The 19,804-nt window shown below is 67.9% G+C and carries 11 protein-coding genes and 2 pseudogenes; 7 read left to right on the forward strand and 6 right to left on the reverse strand.

Annotation, left to right across the window (positions count from 1 at the left end):
• Positions 1–10: 10 nt before the first annotated feature.
• Entirely contained in the window at positions 11–979 is a 969-nt protein-coding gene (locus P1N55_RS01740) for a sugar phosphate isomerase/epimerase family protein (protein ID WP_276277310.1), read from the reverse strand.
• A 149-nt stretch (positions 980–1,128) separates the two neighbouring features.
• On the opposite strand from P1N55_RS01740, the gene P1N55_RS01745 reads away from it, so the two are divergent.
• Positions 1,129–2,379 carry a mandelate racemase/muconate lactonizing enzyme family protein gene (locus P1N55_RS01745; RefSeq protein ID WP_276277311.1) on the forward strand — a complete coding sequence of 417 codons (1,251 nt, stop codon included), beginning with the start codon at positions 1,129–1,131 and terminating at the stop codon, positions 2,377–2,379.
• A 91-nt stretch (positions 2,380–2,470) separates the two neighbouring features.
• The gene (locus P1N55_RS01750; RefSeq protein WP_276277312.1) at positions 2,471–2,668 is read left to right on the forward strand and encodes an HVO_0649 family zinc finger protein; all 198 of its coding nucleotides are present in this window, start codon (positions 2,471–2,473) and stop codon (positions 2,666–2,668) included.
• Between the two features lie 117 nt (positions 2,669–2,785).
• Here P1N55_RS01750 and P1N55_RS19545 read toward each other — a convergent pair.
• A pseudogene (locus P1N55_RS19545) lies at positions 2,786–7,307 on the reverse strand (glycoside hydrolase family 15 protein).
• Between the two features lie 210 nt (positions 7,308–7,517).
• Between P1N55_RS19545 and malA the strand changes: the two are divergent.
• From malA to P1N55_RS01790, 4 genes and pseudogenes are all read left to right on the forward strand, one after another.
• Positions 7,518–9,458 carry an alpha-amylase MalA gene (gene malA / locus P1N55_RS01775; RefSeq protein WP_276277317.1) on the forward strand — a complete coding sequence of 647 codons (1,941 nt, stop codon included), beginning with the start codon at positions 7,518–7,520 and terminating at the stop codon, positions 9,456–9,458.
• Positions 9,459–9,461: 3 nt separating this feature from the next.
• Positions 9,462–11,037, forward strand: a pseudogene (gene gghA / locus P1N55_RS01780) (glucosylglycerol hydrolase); the annotation flags it as partial.
• Positions 10,934–11,851 (forward strand): glucosylglycerol hydrolase, encoded by a 918-nt coding sequence (gene gghA / locus P1N55_RS01785; protein ID WP_276278657.1) that lies wholly within the window; start codon positions 10,934–10,936, stop codon positions 11,849–11,851. The pseudogene gghA (P1N55_RS01780) and the gene gghA (P1N55_RS01785), both read left to right, overlap by 104 nt.
• A gap of 91 nt (positions 11,852–11,942) precedes the next feature.
• A complete protein-coding gene (locus P1N55_RS01790; protein ID WP_276277318.1) occupies positions 11,943–12,398 on the forward strand; it encodes a ferritin-like domain-containing protein in 456 nt (151 codons plus the stop codon).
• A gap of 113 nt (positions 12,399–12,511) precedes the next feature.
• Here P1N55_RS01790 and malQ read toward each other — a convergent pair whose 3' ends face one another.
• From malQ to P1N55_RS01810, 4 genes are all read right to left on the reverse strand, one after another.
• Entirely contained in the window at positions 12,512–14,017 is a 1,506-nt protein-coding gene (gene malQ / locus P1N55_RS01795; protein ID WP_276277319.1) for a 4-alpha-glucanotransferase, read from the reverse strand.
• 41 nt (positions 14,018–14,058) lie between these two features.
• Positions 14,059–14,379, reverse strand: a complete 321-nt coding sequence (locus P1N55_RS20090; RefSeq protein ID WP_455429082.1) for a DUF7344 domain-containing protein — start codon at positions 14,377–14,379, stop codon at positions 14,059–14,061.
• Between the two features lie 110 nt (positions 14,380–14,489).
• Entirely contained in the window at positions 14,490–16,052 is a 1,563-nt protein-coding gene (locus P1N55_RS01805) for an AMP-binding protein (RefSeq protein WP_276277321.1), read from the reverse strand.
• Positions 16,045–16,848 carry an alpha/beta fold hydrolase gene (locus P1N55_RS01810; RefSeq protein ID WP_276277322.1) on the reverse strand — a complete coding sequence of 268 codons (804 nt, stop codon included), beginning with the start codon at positions 16,846–16,848 and terminating at the stop codon, positions 16,045–16,047. The genes P1N55_RS01805 and P1N55_RS01810 overlap by 8 nt, the downstream gene beginning before the upstream one ends.
• A gap of 217 nt (positions 16,849–17,065) precedes the next feature.
• Here P1N55_RS01810 and ppc point away from each other — a divergent pair, with 217 nt between their 5' ends.
• Complete coding sequence (gene ppc / locus P1N55_RS01815) at positions 17,066–19,762, forward strand: phosphoenolpyruvate carboxylase (RefSeq protein ID WP_276277323.1); 2,697 nt, start codon at positions 17,066–17,068, stop codon at positions 19,760–19,762.
• Positions 19,763–19,804: the final 42 nt, after the last annotated feature.

Consider the following 19,804-nt stretch of genomic DNA (forward strand, 5'->3'; position numbering starts at 1 on the left):
CACGGTCACCTCACTCTGCCCAGTAGGCGTCGCCCGGTTGCGTCTCGAAGACGGCGCGGTCCAGCACGTCGACGGCCTTCTCCAGCCCCTCTCGCGCGCTGGTGAGGGAATCCTCGTGCTCGATGGAGAGCGTCCCGTCGTAGCCGACCATCCGCAGCGTCGAGACGACGTCCTTCCAGTGGCTCTCGTCGTGGCCGTAGCCGATAGAGCGGAACAGCCACGACCGGTTGGGCTCGTCGGTGTAGGGTGCGGTGTCCAGCACCCCTTTCTCGCGGGCTTCGGACTCGTAGACCTTCGTGTCTTTGGCGTGGACGTGGTGGATGGCGTCGTGGTCGCCCAAAAGGCGGATGGCCTCGGTGACGTCGATGCCCTGCCAGTAGAGGTGCGAGGGGTCGAAGTTCGCGCCGATACGTTCGTTGGTCATCTCGCGAAGTCGCAGGAGGCCGCGAGGCTCGTAGACGAGCATGTTGGGGTGCATCTCGATGGCGACGTCGACGTCGTGAGCGGCGGCGTGGGCGGCGAGGTCCGACCAGTACTCGTCGGCGACGCGCCACTGGTACTCGTGGGCGTCGGCGTGTTCGGTCGGCCACGGTGCCGTGATCCAGTTGGGCACCTCGTCGTTGGGGCCGCCGGCCGGGAGCCCAGAGAAGCAGGTCACCGCGTCGACGCCCAGCTGGTCGGCCAGGCGGATGGCCTCGCGCAGTTCGGTGTCGGCCTCCGCGGCACGCTCGTCGTCGGGGTGCAGCGGGTTGTTGTGCGTCGCGAGCGCGCTGACGTCCATGTCGTGTTCGTCGAGCAGGGCCTGCAGTTCGGCCTGTGTGCCCTCGTCGTCGAGGTAGTCCGCGCGGGGGAGGTGATCGTCGCCGGGGAAACCACCACAGCCGAGTTCGACCGCGTCGACGCCGATACTGTCCAGGTAGGCCAGTGCGTCCGGGAGGGACTGGTCACCGAGCGGGACGGTGAGTACTCCGACTTGCATAGGTGAGTAGTCGAAAATGACACTGATAAAACCTTCCCGTGCGGCCCATCGTCGTCCGCTCGTGAGACGGTTCCCGCACTGTGTGCCGTTCGCACGGCTCCCCGCCCGTTCCCTCTAGACTTTTGTGACGGGGATAGCAAGACCTCCACATGGGACACGCGAACGACGTGGATTACGCTGACCTGCACGACCCGAACGCAGAGTATACGATGCGCGAGCTCTCCGCGGAGACGATGGGCGTCACCGCCAAGCGGGGCGGCGGCCGGGACGTCGAGATCACCGACGTCCAGACGACGATGGTCGACGGGAACTTCCCGTGGACGCTTGTACGCATCTACACGGACGCCGGCATCGTCGGGACAGGTGAGGCCTACTGGGGCGCGGGCGTTCCGGAGCTCATCGAGCGGATGAAGCCCTTTGTCGTCGGCGAGAACCCGCTGGACATCGACCGCCTCTACGAACACCTCGTCCAGAAGATGTCGGGCGAGGGCTCCATCGAGGGTGTGACCATCACCGCCATCGCCGGCATCGAGGTCGCGCTCCACGACCTGGCCGGCAAGATTCTGGAGGTCCCGGCCTACCAGCTGCTCGGCGGGAAGTACCGCGACCGGATGCGGGTCTACTGTGACTGTCACACCGAGGACGAGGCCGACCCCGACGCCTGTGCCGCCGAGGCCCGCCGCGTCGTCGACGAGCTGGGCTACGACGCCATGAAGTTCGACCTGGACGTCCCCAGCGGCTTCGAGAAGGACCGCGCGAACCGCCACCTGCGTCCGGGCGAGATCCGCCACAAGGCCGAGATCGTCGAGAAGGTCACCGAGGAGGTCAAAGACGAGGCCGACGTCGCCTTCGACTGCCACTGGACGTTCTCCGGTGGCTCGGCCAAGCGCCTGGCCGAAGCCATCGAGGACTACGACGTCTGGTGGCTCGAGGATCCGGTCCCGCCGGAGAACCTCGAGGTCCAGGAGGAGGTCACGAAGTCCACGACGACGCCCATCACGGTCGGCGAGAACCGCTACCGGGTCACCGAGGAGCGGCGCCTCGTCGAGAACCAGGCGGTCGACATCATCGCGCCCGACATGCCCAAGGTCGGCGGCATGCGCGAGACCCGCAAGATCGCCGACGTCGCGAACCAGTACTACGTCCCCGTCGCGATGCACAACGTCTCCTCGCCGATTGCGACGATGGCCAGCGCCCAGGTCGGCGCCGCCATCCCGAACTCGCTGGCCGTCGAGTACCACTCCTATGAACTGGGCTGGTGGGAGGACCTGGTCGAGGAGACCGTCATCGAGGACGGCTACATCGAGATTCCCGAAGAGCCCGGCCTCGGCCTGACCCTGGACCTCGACGCCGTCGAGGAACACATAGTCGAGGGCGACACCGTCTTCGACGAGGCGTAAAGACGCTTCTGCGGTCGGTTCTCACGTTTCGTGGCCTCGACGTACCCGGTCGACCCCAGTCTTTATCGTGTCGGATAAGTAATGGTAACACATGGCACGGAGCGGGAGCGGCCTGACGCCCTTCGAGCGGCTCAGCCAGCGCTACACCGACCAGGACCTCACCTGTCCCAAATGCGGATACGAAGACGACGACGGGTCCTGGCAGACGGCGGCCGACGGGCGACGGATCAACTACAGACACCTCTGTCCGGGGTGTGGCTACGTCCGGACGCGGACGGTCACGCTCTGAGCGTGCCGTGGGCCCGGTCGCCCTGTGGCGGACGACACCTCCGGGGACACGGACCGAGTGACGACACGGCGAGCAGCGGCGGCCGGCCGAGACCGCGTGCTGTGCCCGCTCCGTCGGTCAGAGCGTGAACCGCTCGACCGTCGTTCCGGCCGTCTCGAGGTCGGTGTCGGTGGCGGCGGCGACGGTCACCCGGTTCTCGCCGGCGGCCGCGGCGACGCGGACCACGAACTCCCCCCCGGTGGTCGGTTCGCTGACGACCGTCTCGGCGGGGGTCTTGATTGCGACGAGGTCGCCGTCGGTCTGGACAGTGATGACCAGGCCGCCGGTCTCGTAGGCCGTGTCGACCCACAGCTCGGGACCCTCCGGCCGCTCGGTCTCGAGGTAGCGCTCGCGGAGCACCGCGGGCGTCTCGATGGGTTCGCCCTGCTCGATACCGTGTGCGAGGCGGATGAACTGCGCCATTGACCACACCAGCGGCGTGGCGGACCCGGTCCCCTCGCCGAACTCCCAGTTGTAGTCGCTGGGGTCGTCGATGTCCCAGACCTGCTCGGGGATCATCCGGCCGGAGTTGGCGAAGTTGGCCATCGTCTCCAGCAGGCGCTGGGGGTCGTTCTCCCCGTCGGTCGTGTCCGCGAACAGCTCGTACTCGCCGCGTTCGCCGGTGAAGATCGGCCAGAGCCGACCCTTGCCGTCCGGCTCGTGGGGGTGCCACGGCGCCCCCTCGTCGTCGCGCTCGAGTTCGCCGTAGCCGTCGCCGACGTAGCGGTAGAAGCCCGGCCCGTTGGGCGTCTCGACGCGGATGGTGTCGTCGACGACGTCGACGCTGTTCCGGACGACCTCGTCGTCCCAGGGCTTGATGCCCAGGCGGACCAGCTCGAGGAAGCCGCCGTCGATAATCTCTCGCTCGTCTATCATCGGCCCGCCGTTGGCCAGTGCCCGCCGCGCCGCGTCGTCGGGGTTGCCGTCCCGGGTGATACGGACGTAGTACGGCGTCTGCTGGATGCCGTCGGTCCCCTCCTCGGTGACGGTCCAGGACTCGACGTCCTCGACCCACTGGTCGGCGACGGCGTACCAGACGAGCGCGTCGCCCAGCTTCCCCTGGTCTTCGGCCACCGCCGCCCCGCAGACGAGGCCGGCGATCTCGGCGGCGATGGAGCTGGGCGAGTACCCGGACTCCTCTTCCCAGCGCTCCTGGGCGGTCACCGGGCCGTTCCGGACGACGTAGTCCGAGGACCGCCGGACGTTCTCGTACGCGTAGTCGACGTCGTCGAACGTGTACCCGTGCTCGGCGAGGTGGTAGGCCATCACCTGCGGGAACGAGATGTTGTCCATCTGCTCGCCGCCCCACCGGGTGCGACCCTGGAGGTAGGTGTTCTGATGAACCCGTCCTCTTCCTGCTGGTACTCGTAGATGTACGCCAGCGCGTCCGCGGCCGTCTCCAGCTCGCCGATGGCCTCGAAGGCGGTGAACGTCTGGTAGAGGTCCCGAGACCAGACGAAGTTGTAGCCGTAACTCTTGGGCCGGTCGGAGGGCACCGCGTCGCCCCACGGCACCGACGGGCTCGCGATGGCCGCGCCGTCGAAGGTCTTGTCCTCACAGGCCTGCAGCACCATCATCGACGCCTTGTACTGGGCGGCCAGCTCCCGCGGGTTCGTGACCGACGCCGGGAGCTGCTTGTCCTCGAGGAAGTCCGCCCAGGAGTCGACGTAGGCGTTTTTGACCTTGTGGTACCCGCGCGTCAGTGCCCCGTCGGCCTCACCGAGCGCGCCGGCCGTGTCTGACTCCTGTGCGAACCCGATGGCGACCGTATCAGACAGCGACTTCCCGGTCCCGATGCGCCCGACCAGGACGACGTTCTCCTCGTAGGCCTCCTCGTGGGGGTCGGGCACCTCGCCGTCGGCAAAGAGGTTCCGGACACGGTCCGTGGCCGCCACTTCGACGGAGGCCCAGTCGAAGCGGTTAGCGCTGGTCAGGGCCACGGCGACGTTGTACGGTTCGCCGTGCTCGTCGACGAGGAGGTGCTCCTCGTCGTAGACGTCGAACGCGGAGGAGTCCCGCGCCGCCAGCGAGTACTCGCCCGACTGGCCAAGCAAGAGGCCACGGTCGGTGTCGCCGGTGTTCGTCAGCGCCGTATCGACCACCGTGAACACCTGGTACTCGTTGTCGTCGGCCGCCTCGAACGAGACGTTCGCGAGGATGGCGTCGTGTTTCGGGTCGGTGACGTAGTCGGCCACCAGCCGCCACTTGTGGCCGTGGCCGTCGCCCGTCTCCTCGATGGTGTGCCGGAACAGGAGCGCGTCCTCCTCGATGAGTTCCGCCCGGCGCTCGACGGTCTCGGCGTGGTCGTCCCGGCGTGACTCGTTGTGAGTCCGGGCGACGTAGTCCGAGTCCGCGTCGCTGTCGATGACCAGGAAGTCCATCGTCCGGAGGTTCATCGAGTCGATGCGGGTAGCGGGCCTCGGTGAGCGCCCCCTCGGTGAGCGTGAACCACACCTTCGACGGTTCGGCCGCGTCGTGGTCGGCCACCGTCGCGACGCCGTACTTCTCGCCGGTCGTCCAGTGGGGCCGTTCCTCGGGCCCGGCCGGTTTCGCGGGCGTCGGCAGAGCGCCGAGGTCACGGAGCGTCGCGGTGGCCTGGAGGCGGACGGCGTGGGTCCACCCGAGCGGCGCCGCGCTGTCGGGCCGACCGTCGTCGAAGACCTGTTCGGCCAGGAACCCGACGTCCGTTCCGAACGGGCCGTCGTTCAGCAACAGCGAGTAGAGGTCGCCGGCCAGGTCGAGCAGTTCGGCGGCGTCGTACCCCAGGTCGTCGGCGAGGATGCCCAGTTCCGTGGCGGCCATCGTCCCGAGCGCCGTCGACACCGACCAGAGCTTCTCCTGGGCCTGCTCGTGTCGCCGCCAGGGGTCGCCCTCGTAGCGGATGAGCCCCGCGACGCCGTTGCCGTTGTCGCGGTACAGTTTCGTGACGACGTTCTCGACGTGTTTCTCGAGGCGCACCAGCGTCTCGTCGTCGACGTGTGCTATCTTCGCGTAGGCCCGCACGCCGCTGACCAGCTCGAGCGCCGCCGAGTCGGCCCGGTCGTCGAGACTCCCGTCGCGCAGCCGGAGCCCGTAGTGGTCCTGCTCCTCGCTCCAGAGGGTGTCGAGGGCCTCGTAGATGCGGTCGGCCTGCGTCGCCGCGTGCTCCCTGAGTTCGCCCTCGAGTGGCGCGTCCGCCACCGTCGCGTACGCCTGCAGGAACTTCGCCGTGGTGTGGGTGAACCGTCCGGTCATGTCCTCCCAGGCGTTCTGACAGGGCAGCGGCAGGCCGTCGTCCCCGAGGCTGTCGTCCAGGCCGCGCACGGCGTCCTGAATTGTCTCGACGATTCGCGCGCGGTCCTCCGCGGTCAGCAGGTCCTCGCGTTCGCTCAGGATTGTCGCGAGGTACGCAGTCACCGAGGCCGTCTGGTCGGCCTGGTAGCCGTTGCCGACGCCCTCGATGCGCTCGTTGGCCCATCCGGGCGAGTCGCTCGTCGACCGCCCAGATGCGGTGGGGCCAGGTGCCGTCCTCCCGCTGGGTCCGGCAGTACAGGCGGGCGCTGTCGAGCAACTGGATGTCGAGCTCGATGCCCATGCGCTCGGACACCTCCAGCAGCGCGGCCGACACCTCGCTGTCGTCGCGGAACCAGGTGTAGCCGTACCCGCCCGAGTGCTCGAAGAACGGATCGAACTCGGGGGCCGCCAGTCGGGCCCCCGTCGGGGCCGTCAGCAGCGACAGCGCGCGCAGGTCGGCGGTCACCTCGTCGCTGTGGGGCGTCTCCTCGGGGATCGCGGTGATCGCCCGGTCGAGCGCGGCGTCGCGGATGTCGTCGACGGAGGCGTGGGTCCGCGCCGCGTGCGTGACGTCGCTGAGTGCCTGCTCGCGCGTCGTCTCCTCGTGGTCGGACAGCTGGGTGACAAGCGTCGTCCGGGCCGCGCGGCCGACCTTCTCCAGCTCGGCCGCGACGACGATGTCGCCGGTCAGCGACCCGCGCTCCATCTTGCCGACGTGGCGCTCGCGGGGGTACTGGATCGGCGCGTCGTCGAGCAGCTCGGCCATCGTCTCGACGCGGTTGCCGACGGCCATCTCGACCTGCGTCGACGCCGCGACGTAGTCGTGTTCGCGCCGGTGGTAGACCTCGACGACGCGTTCGTCTTCGTAGCCGGCCGACTCGTGGACGAGGCGGCTGACCTGCGTCTCTCTCCCTTCCGGGGCGAGCGTGAGGAAGGCGACCAGTTTCGCGTCCGCCGGGACCTCGCCGCGTAGTTCGACGTGGGTGAGGTGGGCCCGTCCCAGCGTCAGGTCGTACTGGTGGACGCTGAAGGCGCCGGCGTCGTACTCCGTCTCGACGAGGGGCGTCTCGCGGTAGTAGTGCTGGCGGATCGGGTCGATGTCGTCGAACCACTGGATAGAGTCGCCGGTATCGATACCGAAGCGGGACCGGTCGACGCCGTGGAGGCCAGACAGTTCGGCAGAGTAGTCTCGAAACGAGCCGTCCCTGTCGACGTAGATGAGGCGGTCGCCGAACCCGGAGAACGCACCGGTGGTCGTCGGTGCTTCGCCGGGAAACGGCTCGTCGAGGCGGCCCTTGTATTCGTTGAGGGCGGTTCGCAGGCGCATTAGTCGGCCAACGTGGCAGACGGAGTAAAACATTGGCGGTTGGGGCAACGAAAACGGGCACGAACGGGTACCGCCGGTGCGATGACCTGTGTGCAGGTGATCGAACGTGTCCGGTATCGGGCGTAAAGAAGTTGATTAATTTTGCAAATTAATACGCATACCCGAGCTCAATGAGTAAGAAACTTTAGGTCGTGAAGAGGGTTCATAGATATGAAGCATCCAGGGCAGCCCCGATTCGCGGCAGTCGGCGAGACCATAGAACTCGCGCCGAGGGACCCGAACCCCGACGCGACGTACCGATGGCAGATTCGCGACGCACCGGCCGCGTCGGACGCCACACTCGGCGACGACGCCGTCATCTCGTTCACGCCGGACGCAGCCGGCGTCTACACGGTCGTGCTCTCCGGGCCGACCGGCGACCACGAACTGACCGTCCGCGTGTTCCCCTCGGAGAAATCCGTGGGTGGCCTCGCGAGCGGCCAGAGCGGCGTCAGCGGCGTCAGCGGCGTCAGTGGCGAGAGCGGGCTCAGCGGCCAGTGGTCCGGCGGCGCGAGCGGGAGCGCCCGCGGCTCCGGACTGGGCACCGACAGCGACGACCAGCGCGGTCGACCCCGCATCCAGCTCTCCGGTGGCGTCCGCGGCGACGACGTCGTCGTCGAGGCGACGGTCAAGACCTCGCCCAGCAGCGACGCCACAGACGAGACGCTCGACGTCGAGTTCGTCGTCGACGACCGGGACCCCGAACCCGAGGGATTCGAGACGGGCGACCGCGAAGCGACGGCCCCGCTCGAGAACGTCGAGGAGGCGTTCCGCGTCCACGCCGTCGCCATCGGCGAGCAGTACAGCGTCCCGGACGCCGTCCGCGTCCACCCCGACGGCGAGGTCGAACTGCTGAACGACCCGCCCCAGTGGGGCAAGGAGATGAGCCTCTACGAGATCTACGTCCGGGGCTACAAGGACGGCGACGAGGACCAGTCGGTCTTCGAGGTCATCCAGGACAACTTGGGCGAGATCCAGGACAACGGCGTCGACACGCTGTGGCTCACTCCCGTCCTCCAGCACGACGGCTTCGACCACGGCTACAACATCACGGACTTCTTCTCGATCGCCGACGACCTCGGCACCGAGGAAGAATTCACCGACCTCGTGGACGCGGCCCACGACCGCGGCATGAAGGTCCTGTTCGACCTCGTCCTGAACCACTCCGCGCGCGACCACGAGTTCTTCCAGAAGGCCCAGGCCGGCGACCCCGAGTACCGCGACTGGTACGAGTGGCAGGACGACGGGTCGCCCGGCACGTACTTCGACTGGCAGTACATCGCGAACTTCGACTACACGAACCTTGAGGTGCGCCGACACCTGCTCGACGCCGTCGACAAGTGGGCCGAGTACGTCGACGGGTTCCGCTGTGACATGGCGTGGGCCGTCCCGACGCCGTTCTGGCAGGAGATCAGGGAGCGCGTCAAGGAGGACCACCCCGAGTTCGTCCTGCTGGACGAGACCATCCCGTACATCGCGGACTTCCACAACCTCGCCTTCGACATCCACTTCGACACGACGCTGTACTTCACCCTGCGACAGATCGGCCGCGGCGACGCCGACGCCGACGACATGCTGGACGCACTGGAGCAGCGCGCGGTCACGGGCTTCCCGGACCACGCCGGCTTCATGCTCTACATCGAGAACCACGACGAGACGCGCTACGTCGAGGAGTGCGGTCGCGAGGCCCTGGAGGCGGCCGCCGCCGCACAGTTCACGCTGCCCGGCGTCCCGATGCTCTACGCCGGCCAGGAGATCGGCGAGCGCAACCGCCGCGGGGAGATCCACTGGGAGCACGCTCAGGAGGACCTCCGGGAGTACTATCAGGACCTCACGTACACGCGCAACACCATCCCCGCTCTGCAGTACGAGGGCGAGTACGAGGAGATCGAGTACCAGTGTGACGACGACGCCGTGACGGCCTTCGCCCGCCAGGACGACGAGGGCAACCGCTACGTCGTCGCGCTGAACTTCGGCGGGAGCGAGGCCACCGTCTCGTTCCCCGACGAGGACGTCGACGCGTTCGACGAGGTCCACGACGAGGACGTCTCGGCCGCCGACGGTGACGCTACCGTCGAGAACGTCGCCGTCCTGTACGCCGGGTCGGAGTGAGCCATGTCGCTCCCTGACTGCAGGACCCTCGACGAGGAAACCGCCGCGCTCGCCGAGTGGCAGCGCGAGCGACTGGACGCCCACGAGGAGCGCTTCGAGGCGGCAAAGGAGATAACAACCCGTCTCGGTGCCCACTGGCGCGACGGCTACGCCGAGTTCGGGTTTTGGACGCCACAGCTCGTCGACGCGGTGCCGACCGACGACGTCCGTCTCGAACTGCTGACGGCAGAAGACGACGTCGACCTGACCGCCGACGAGCAGACGGTCACGTTCGACCGCCAGTTCGTCGAGACTCGCCGCGAGGGCGAGTTCACGTGGGCCGCCGTCGAGGGGCCCCGCCCTGGAACGCGCGAGCAACTCGGCACGCTGTACCGGCTCAGTTACGAGGTCGACGGCGAGCGAGAGACCGTCACGGATCCCTTTGCCGACTCCGTGCCGTTCGGCGCGTACGGTCCGCCCGAACTGTACGACATGGACCGCCTGGACGAGGAGCGCGACGACCGCGAGTACTTCCAGAACCTCGAGGCAGACGGCGTCGAACCGTACGCCTCCGAGGACGACGGCCTCCCGCGGTTCGAACCGGCGACGAGCATGCTCGAGATCCACCCGGGAACGGCCACCGAGTCCGGGACGCTCGCGGGCCTGAAACGCCAGTTCGAGACCATCGGCGAGAAACTGGCCGACGACGACGCGGAACTGATGCCCGCGGAACGCAATTTCGTCGGCTACGACGCCGTCCAGCTGATGCCCGTCGCCCCAATCACGCAAAACGAGGACGAACTGGGCTACTGGCTCGTCGACGGCTCCCGGGGGGACAAGCTCCGGGTCGACGTCCGCCGCCCGGACATGCTCAACTGGGGCTACGACATCGTCATCTCCGGGTTCGGGACGGTCAACCCGGCCATCCTCGAATCGCGCCGCCCGGACGAACTGGTCGACCTCATCGCGACGCTGCACACGCTGCCCGAACCGGTCAAGGTCATCTTCGACATCGCACTGGGCCACGCCGACAACGGCGCACTCCCCCTGCTCAACGAGGAGTGGTTCGCCGGGCCCGGCATGTACGGCCAGGAACTCGACTACCTCGAACCCGTCGTCCGGGCCGGCCTGCTGGAACTCCAGCGCCGGAAGATGGACTTCGGGGCCGACGGCATCCGCGTCGACGGCGCCCAGGACTTCACGAACTGGGACCCCGAGGCCGAGGAGGAGTGGCACGACGACGACTACCTCGAGGAGATGGACCGGGTGACCCAGGAGGTCGCCGGCGTCGAGTACCGGCCGTGGATGATCTACGAGGACGGCCGGCCGTGGCCGCGCTCGGACTGGGAACTTGCCTCGACCTACCGGACGCTCATCGAGCAACACCCACTCCTACCAGTGGGGGCCGGTCACCTTCGCGCACAACACCCCAGCGCTCCAGACGTTCTGGGCGACGAAGTGGTGGCGCGTCAGGGAGGTCGCCGACATGGGCGAGAATTGGATCTCCGGGGTCGCCAACCACGACACCATCCGCCGCGGCACCCAGCTCGAACCGGACCCGCCCTTCAGCCAGCCCCAGATCAACCGCTACCTGGGCGAGACCCGCAACGAACAACTGCGGAAGGCGTACAACAACCCCGCCTCCTCGATGCTGTTCCACGGGTTTATGCCCGGCTGTCCGATGGACTTCACGCACGCGAACATGCGCGGCCCCCTGGGGCTTCGTCCGCGACACGGACGCCGTCTGGAACCTCAAGGTACTCTCGGAGGAGGCGAACTTCCCCGAGTGGCAGGTCCGCCCGCAGGACTTCGCGAGCGACGAGCACTTCGGGCGGCTCAAGGAGTGGGGCTTCGAATCCCGCGAGGAGCTGAGCGAGTTCCTCGGCCTGCTTGCCGACGTGGTCAGCATGACCGACTACGACAAGGCAGAGATGGTCGACCTGCTGAACGCCGCCGGCACGCCCGTCGGCGACGAGTTCACGGTCGGGGAACTCGAGCAACTGGGCCGCGACTGGATGCGAGACATGGGCGAGTTTTTCAACCTCGCACACTGGCACGACCAGCAGGGCGACGAGCGGACCGCCTTCGACCTCGCGGTCCGCGAGTTCCGCCACGACCACGAGTGGGTGACCACCGGCCTCACCGGCGACGACGAACTCGATTACGTCTACCCGACCGACGGGACGGTGCTGTACTACGGCTTCCGTCGCGCGCCCGACGAGAGCGAGGAGATCCTCTTCGTCGCGACGATGGAAGGCGTCGCCGAGGAGGTCGTCCCGACGGATCTGGTCGACGTCGACGACGCCGGCTGGGAGATCGCGCTGTCCTCGCCCGACCTGGACGTGGCGGCCGCTGACGAACCCGTCGAACTGGCCGATAGCCAGTCGACGCTGTTCGTCCGCTCACTGGACTGACGGCAGCCCCCTGTCGCGTCGACGCCGCTCGCATTCGACGGGTGGTTGTCACGACCGCCCCCTTTATGTTCCCGAGAGCGAAAGTTCCGGTATGGCAGACAACCGCGTCGTCGAGTTGCTCCGCAAGGCCTACTCCGACGAGATCGAGACCGTGATGAACTACCAGACCAACGCCATCGTCCTCGACGGCGTCCGCGCCGAAGAGATCAAAGAGAGCCTCAAGGCCGACATTCAGGAGGAACTGGGCCACGCCGAACAGATCGGCCAGCGGCTCAAGCAACTGGAGGCCCAGCCGCCGGGATCGATGGACTTCGTCGCCCGACAGGAGTCGCTCCAGCCGCCGGCGGACTCGACAGACGTCCTGACAGTCATCGAGGGCGTCCTCGACGCCGAGGAGGACGCCATCGCGACGTACCGCGATCTCATCGACGCCGCCGAGGCGGCGGACGACCCGGTGACCGAGGACCTCGCGGTGACGTTGCTGGCCGACGAGGAAGCGCACCGGACGGAGTTCCGCGGGTTCCGGACCGAGTACCGCACGGACTGAGCGCGCCCGTCACGTTCACATCCGGGACGGACGTCCCGGACCGCCAGTCGTCGAGTTACAGTTTAATCGATCGCGCACGCGCGGGACGAGTGTGCTAGACGCTTTCTCGCCGATCAGTCCCGCCTGTGCGCTTCGGTCATGTCCGACAGTCGGGTCCACACGGCGTCGTCGGCAAGCCCCGACCGGGTGAGCCGCCAGGTCCAGTTCCCGTCGGCGGTCCCGGGTGTGTTGAACCGGGTCTCCCCGCCCAGTCCGAGGAGGTCCTGGAACGGCGCGATGGCGAACACGGAATCGGTGGCCCACACGGCCTCGATGACGTCCCAGTGGACCGCGGACCCGTCGGTATCGAGGGCAAACTGGAGGCAGTCGCGCTGACGGTCGGAGGCGACGTCCTCGTACCAGCCGACGACCGTCGTCGTGTCGTGGGTCGACGTGTACGCGACGGAGTCCTCGGGATAGCGGTGGGGCAGGTACTCGTGGTCCTCGGCACACCAGTCGGCGTAGAGGGCGACTTTCATGCCAGGCAGCCCCAGCCGTTTCCGGAACGCACGCAACTCCGGGGTCACCCCGCCGAGGTCCTCGACCACGAGCGGGAGGTCGCCAAGCGCGGCCTCGACGGCCTCGAACAGGGCCTCGCCCGGTCCGTCGCGCCACTCGCCGTCGGCCGGGTTCGCGGTGCCGGCCGGGATGGCCCAGTACTGTTCGTACCCCTTGAAGTGGTCGACGCGGACCACGTCGACGCGGTCCAGCAACGACTCGAACCGGCGAACCCACCAGGCGTAGTCCTCGGCCCGCATCGCGTCCCAGTCGTACAGCGGGTTGCCCCAGCGCTGGCCCTCGCCGTGGCCGTCGGGGTTCGTCGGCATCCCGGCGACGGCGGCCGGTTCGTTGGCCTCGTCCAGGTCGAACAGGTCCGGGTTCGCCCAGACGTCGGCGCTGTCGAGTCCCATGTAGATGGGCATGTCCCCCACGAGCGAGACGCCCCGCTCGTTCGCGTGCTCGTGGAGGGCCCGCCACTGGCGGTCGAAGCAGAACTGACAGAACACGCGGAGCTCGATCTCGTCGGCGAGGTCGTCGCGATAGCGGGACAGCGTATCCGGGTCGCGTTCTCGGACGGCCGCCGGCCAGCTCGTCCAGCCATCGTCGTCGAAAGCCGTCTGCAGCGCCCGGAAGAGCGCGTAGTCGTCGAGCCAGGCCGCGTTGGCCGCCGCGAACGCATCGAGTGCGGCCCGGTCGTCGTCAGTCGCCGTCGTCCGGAACCGCTCGAACGCACGTCGCAGGCGGTCGGTCTTGTAAGCGTTCACTCGGTCGTACTCCACCCAGTGCTCGTCGAAGTCGGGGCGGTCCGCGAGGTCGGCGTCGGTCAGCCAGCCGGCCGCCCGCAGCGCCTCGAGGTCGACCAGCAGCGGGTTGCCGGCGAACGCCGAGTAGGCCTGGTACGGCGAGTTGCCGAAGCCGCCGGCCGTCGGGCCGAGCGGGCAAAACTGCCAGAGCGACTGGTCGGCGGCCGCGAGCGCGTCCACGAAGTCGTGGGCCGGTGCGCCCAGCGTTCCGACGCCGTCCGGGCCGGGCAGCGCCGTGAGATGAAGGAAGACACCGCTCGAACGATCGAACGTCATTCGAGGGTATTCGACAGCCCCGGGTAAGTATCCCGTGGCCCCTAGATGTCGAAGGCGTCACTGACCTGGATCTCGACGACGGTCTTCTCGGCGCCGTCGTAGGTGATGAGCCCGTGGGCGGTCAGTTTGGGGAGGTGGTTGTGGTGCAGGGCGACCTTCACGTGCTCGGGACCCTGTCGCTCCATCTGTACGCCTGCCGTCGCCCAGATGGTGTGTGAGAGGTCCTGGAGTGTCACTGGTGGCGCTGCCCGGCCAAGTACCGAAATCGTCTCCCGCCGCAGTTCGTTGGCGAGCAGTTCGTGGCGCTCGGTCTCGGTTAGTCTCAGTTGTTGGGTACCGTTTAGGTTGTCACCGTTGGCCATGGTTCAGTCCTGCGGGATGTCTCTCCGGAGTCGCCGGGGCCCCGCACGTGTCCTACAAAGGTTGCAGTGACCAATAAGGAAATAACCTAGGTATCTAGGCTCTCTAGTGGTCACTCGCCGAACCGCTCGACGACGGCGTCCCGATCGAGCTTCGAGGGCCCGGACGTCGGCATCGTCTCGACGAACGCCAGCGAGCGCGGGTGTTTGAACCGGGCGAGACGGCCATCGAGGAAGTCCCTGAGTTCGTCGACGGTCAGGTCCGTGTCGCCCTCGACGACCGCGCGCCCGACCCGGCCCCACTGGTCGTCGGGCACCGCGACCACGATCACCTCGTCGACGGCCGGGTGGTCGGCGATGGCGTCCTCGACCTCGGACGGATAGACGTTCTCGCCCCCGCTGACGAACATGTGTTTCTTGCGCCCCTCGACGTGGTAGAACCCCTCGTCGTCGACGCGGGCGAGGTCACCCGTGGCGACCCACCCGTCGTCGCCGAACGTCGCCGCCGTCTCTTCGGGGGCGTCCAGATAGCCGGCGGCGGCGTGGGGCGACCGCAGCTCCAGTTCGCCGACCTCGCCCCGGTCGACGGGAATGCCGTCGTCGACGACGCGTGCGTCGACGTGCATGGCCGGTCGTCCCACGCTGTCGGCTTGCTCCCGGGGCCACCCCTCTGGCATCGCGAAGTTGTTCGGTCCACACTCCGTGAGGCCGTAGCCCTGCGAGAGGTCGACGCCGCGGTCCCACCAGGCCTCCATGACGGCCTGGCGGCACGGCCCCCCGCCGGACTTGACGACCCGGAGCGTCGAGAGGTCGGTGTCCGACCAGGCCGCGTGCTCGGTCATCGCCCGCAGGACGGCGGGGACGGCCACCAGCACCGACCCGCCCTCGTCCTCGACGACCCGGAGGACCTGGCCGGGGTCGAACTCCCGGGCGACGACGACGGTCCCGCCCATGTGCCAGATGGGGACGGTGACGACGTTCCACCCGCCGGTGTGGAACATCGGGAACACCATCGGCGTCACGTCGTCGTCGCGCAGGCCCCACGAGGTGATGGTGTTGACCGAGTTCCAGACGATGCCCCGATGAGTCAGGACCGTCTCCTTCGGTGTGCCCGTCGAGCCGCCGGTGTGGAGCAGGAGGTGGGGGTCCGATGGCGCGAGCGTCGCCGTCTCGACCGGGTCGTCATCCGCCGGGAGCGCGTCGACGTAGGCCTCGGCGTCCGGGAACGACCCCTCGGTCGACGTCCCCGCTTCGCCGTCTGTGAGCGTCACCGCCGGACACTCGACGTCTGTTCCCTCGAGCGCCTCGCCAGTCAGCTCGACGAAGGGCGCTTCGACGACGAGGAGTTCGGGGTCGACGCGGGCCAGCAGGGTCCCCAGTTCCGGCGGCGCCAGCCGGTGTGAGAGCGGCGCCAGCACGCTCCCGGTCTTGCCCGTCGCGAAGAACAGGTCGACCAGCCCCGGCCGGTTTCGCGAGACGACGGCGACGGCCTCACCCTCGTCGACGCCCCGGTCGCACAATAGCCGCGCCGTCCGATTCGCGCGCCGGTCGAGGTCGGCGTAGGTGTAGCGCTCGCCCGTCGTCGCATCGACGAGGCCGGTCCGGTCGGGCGTGAGCGCGGTGCGTTTCTCGCTCCAGGCACCGACCCACTCCTGGGGGCGGCCGAACTCAGACATCGGCGAGGAACTCCCGAAGGCGTTCGTTCACCCGGTCGCTGTGCTCGATGAACAGCAGGTGGGGGGCGCCCTCGAGCCGGACCACCTCCACGTCGGGAATCCCGGCCTCCAGCAGGGCGGCGTTCTCGACCGGAACGACCCGGTCGTCCGTCCCGTGTAGCACCAGCGTCGGGACCCGAATCTCCCCCAGGCGGTCGTGGACGTCGAAGGCGTCGACCGCCGCTGCCTGCCACGCCAGAGCCTGCTCGCCGGCGTCGGACTCGATGCGCCAGTCCACGATGCGCTCGACGAGGGCGTCGTGCTCGGCCACGAACGACTCGTTCATCGCCGCGGCCATCTTGTACCGGCGCGCTTCGCGCTCGTCGTAGGACTCGGGGACCTCGAACATCCGCTCGGCCGTGGCCTCGGGCATCGGGACTGCCTCCGGGCCGCCGGGCGTGGTGCACATGAGGACCAGCGACAGGGTGCGGTCGTACTCCAGGGCGAACTGCTGGGCGACCATCCCGCCCATGCTGGCCCCGACGACGTGGGCCGTCTCGACCCCCGCGTCGTCCAGCACGGCGGCCAGGTCGCTCGCCATCGCATCCATCGTGTAGGGCCCCTCCGGCGTGTCGGAGTCGCCCGTCCCGCGGTTGTCCCAGACGATGGTGTCGTACTCGTCGTCCAGGGCCTGCCGTTGCCAGCGCCACATCCACCGGCCGTAGCCGATGCCCTCGACGAACGCGACGGTCGGTGCGTCCGTGGGGCCGCGACGCTCGTACGCGAGGCGGACGCCGTCGTTGGTAGCGTACTCCATGCGTGGTCGCTGTTGCCGTTGCCCCGATGATCGGGTCCCGGAGGTAAAACCTTCGTCCCCGTAGACCGGCTCCCGGTGGGAGGCGATCGCGTGGGCCGTTGGCCACTCTGACGGCGCGGCCCCGCCGCCGGTCGACCCGGGGCGGGTTTGTCATTATCGAACGCCTACCCCACCCCATTTCAATACAGTTTTACGCTTCGGCTTGGGACGGAATGGTATGACTTTGCACGCCAGAGATATCAAACAGGACGTGCGGGAGCTGGGGGAGCTCCTCGGCGACGTCCTCGAGGCCCAGTCGTCGACCGACGCCTTCGAGACCGTAGAGAAGATCCGCACGTCGTCTATCGAATACCGACGGGGCGACGCGGAGACGCGCACGGACGTGGGCCGTACGCTCGACCGCCTCTCGCCCGCCGAGCAGGACATCGTCTCGCGGGCCTTCACGACGTACTTCGAGCTCATCAATCTCGCCGAGGAGCGCCACCGAGTGCGACAGATTCGCGAGGAGAGCCAGGAGGGGGTCCTCGAGGACAGCGTGGCCGAGGCCGTACAGGTGCTCTCCGAACGCGGGGCCGACGCAGAGACGCTCGAGGACGTGCTCGAGGACGTTCTCATCCAGCCGACGTTCACCGCCCACCCGACCGAGGCCCGCCGGAAGACGGTGAAGGCCAAGCTCCGCGCCGTCGCTCGCGACCTGGAGACCTTAGACGAGGTCCGCCTGACAGACCGCGAGGAGGACCTCGTCGAGCGCGACCTGGAGGCCGAAGTGACCAGTCTCTGGCAGACCCCACAGGTCCGTGACCGCCGCCCCGAGGTCACCGACGAGGCCCTCAACGTCCAGTGGTATCTGGAGAACGTCCTCTTCGACGTCATCGACCGCGTCTACGACGAACTCGAACACGCCATCGACGAGGAGTACGACGAGGACGTCGACGTCTCCAAGCTCTACGAGTTCCGGTCCTGGGCCGGGTCCGACCGCGACGGCAACCCGTTTGTCACCCCTGAGGTCACCGAGGAGACGCTGGAACGCCAGCGCGACACCATCCTCCCGCTGTACCGCGACAAACTCAAGGAACTCTCGGGCGTGCTGAGCCAGGACGCCGACAACATCGACACCGACGAGCGCTTCGACGAGCGGCTCGCGGACCACAAGGAGCGTCTCCCCGGCGTCGCCAGCGAGGCCGAGGAACGCTACCCCGACGAGCCCTACCGGCAGAAGCTCAAGCTGATGCGCGAGTCGGTGCTGCGCGTGGGCGACGTCCGGCAAGGCGGCTACGACGGCCCCCAGAATCTGCTGACGGACCTGCGGGCCATCTCTGAGAGCCTGCGCGAGAACGACGCCGAAGTCATCGCCGAGTCGCAGGTCGACCCGCTCTACCGGAAGGTCGACACCTTCGGCTTCTCGCTTGCCAGCCTCGACCTGCGCGACCACCGCGCGATGCACACCAACGCCATCGCCGAGGCCGTCGACCGCCACGGCATCGACTACGAGGGGATGGACGAGGACGAACGCGTCGAGTTCCTGACCGAGGCAATCCTCCAGGAGGACTCGGTCATCGACATGACAGAGACCGACGGCCTCTCGGACGACTCCAAGCGCGTCATGCGCCGGTTCCGCGAGACTGCCGAGTGGCAAAAGGAGTACGGCGTCGACGCCATCGACACCTACGCCATCAGTTGGTGTGAGGAGCCCAGCCACGTCCTGGAGGTCCTGTTCCTGGGCGACCAGGTCGGCATCGTCGACCTGCCGGGCTACTGCGGGCTGGACATCGTCCCGCTGCTTGAGTCCGAGTACGCCCTCTCGGGCGCCCGGCGCATCATGGGGACCCTGTTCGAGAACGAGGCCTACTCGCAGGCGCTCGAGGCGCGGAACAACATCCAGGAGATAATGCTGGGGTACTCGGACTCCAACAAGGAAAACGGGTTCCTCGCCGCAAACTGGTCGCTGTACAACAACCAGAAGCGCTTGGCCAACATCACGGGCGACTACGACGTCGAGATGCGGCTGTTCCACGGTCGCGGCGGATCTATCTCACGCGGCGGTGGCCCGATGAACGACGCGATGCTGGCCCTGCCAAACGAGACGGTCACCGGCCAGATCAAGTTCACCGAGCAGGGCGAGGCCATCTCCGAGAAGTACGCCAACGAGGACATCGCCGAGCGCAACCTCGAACAGATGCTCAACGCCCAGGTCCGGGCCCGTTACAACGCCTTGCAGGAACCGGTCGAGGACATCCCCGACGAGTGGTCAGAGGCGATGAAGACGGCGGCCGACGCCGCCCGCGACGAGTACCAGAACCTGCTCGAGACCGAGGGGTTCGTCGACTACTTCGAACAGGCCACCCCCATCACGGTCATCGAGAACCTCAACATGGGGTCGCGGCCGGCCTCCCGCAGCGAGGACCGTAGTGTCGACGACCTGCGCGCCATCCCGTGGGTGTTCTCCTGGACCCAGGCTCGCTGTATCATCCCCGGGTGGTACTCCATCGCCACCGGCCTCGAGGCCTACCTCGAAGACGGTGGGGACATCGAATCCCTGCAGGAGATGTACCGGGAGTGGCCGTTCTTCCGGACGAAGATAGACAACGCCTCGCTCGCGCTGGCCCGGACCGACATGGAGATCGCCCGGGAGTACGCTGACCTCGCCGACGGGGACCTTCGCGACCGCATCTTCCCGCGCATCGAGGACGAGTACGAGCGGACCGTCGACCTCGTCACGGAGATCACCGACCGCGAGGGACTGCTCGACCGCGACTGGCTCGAGGAGAATCTGGATCGGCGCAACCCCTACGTTGACCCGCTGAACCTCCTGCAGGTCCGCCTGCTGGCCCAGTCTCACCTGACAGAGACCGAGAAGCGCACGCTTCGGCTGACCGTCCAGGGCATCGCCGCCGGGATGAAGAACACCGGATAACCGTCCAGCGGGCACCCTGTCTGTCGGACTCGGGAAATTTAC

It is taken from the genome of Haloarcula regularis, assembly GCF_029338315.1.
In the GTDB taxonomy this organism is placed as follows: Archaea; Halobacteriota; Halobacteria; order Halobacteriales; family Haloarculaceae; genus Haloarcula; species Haloarcula regularis.

Bases quoted from the DNA above. Each gene is read 5' to 3' on its own strand.
- P1N55_RS01740 (WP_276277310.1), bottom strand. From the start codon at position 979: ATGCAAGTCGGAGTACTCACCGTCCCGCTCGGTGACCAGTCCCTCCCG.
- P1N55_RS01745 (WP_276277311.1), top strand. From the start codon at position 1,129: ATGGGACACGCGAACGACGTGGATTACGCTGACCTGCACGACCCGAAC.
- P1N55_RS01750 (WP_276277312.1), top strand. From the start codon at position 2,471: ATGGCACGGAGCGGGAGCGGCCTGACGCCCTTCGAGCGGCTCAGCCAG.
- malA (WP_276277317.1), top strand. From the start codon at position 7,518: ATGAAGCATCCAGGGCAGCCCCGATTCGCGGCAGTCGGCGAGACCATA.
- P1N55_RS01790 (WP_276277318.1), top strand. From the start codon at position 11,943: ATGGCAGACAACCGCGTCGTCGAGTTGCTCCGCAAGGCCTACTCCGAC.
- malQ (WP_276277319.1), bottom strand. From the start codon at position 14,017: ATGACGTTCGATCGTTCGAGCGGTGTCTTCCTTCATCTCACGGCGCTG.
- P1N55_RS20090 (WP_455429082.1), bottom strand. From the start codon at position 14,379: ATGGCCAACGGTGACAACCTAAACGGTACCCAACAACTGAGACTAACC.
- P1N55_RS01805 (WP_276277321.1), bottom strand. From the start codon at position 16,052: ATGTCTGAGTTCGGCCGCCCCCAGGAGTGGGTCGGTGCCTGGAGCGAG.
- P1N55_RS01810 (WP_276277322.1), bottom strand. From the start codon at position 16,848: ATGGAGTACGCTACCAACGACGGCGTCCGCCTCGCGTACGAGCGTCGC.
- ppc (WP_276277323.1), top strand. From the start codon at position 17,066: ATGACTTTGCACGCCAGAGATATCAAACAGGACGTGCGGGAGCTGGGG.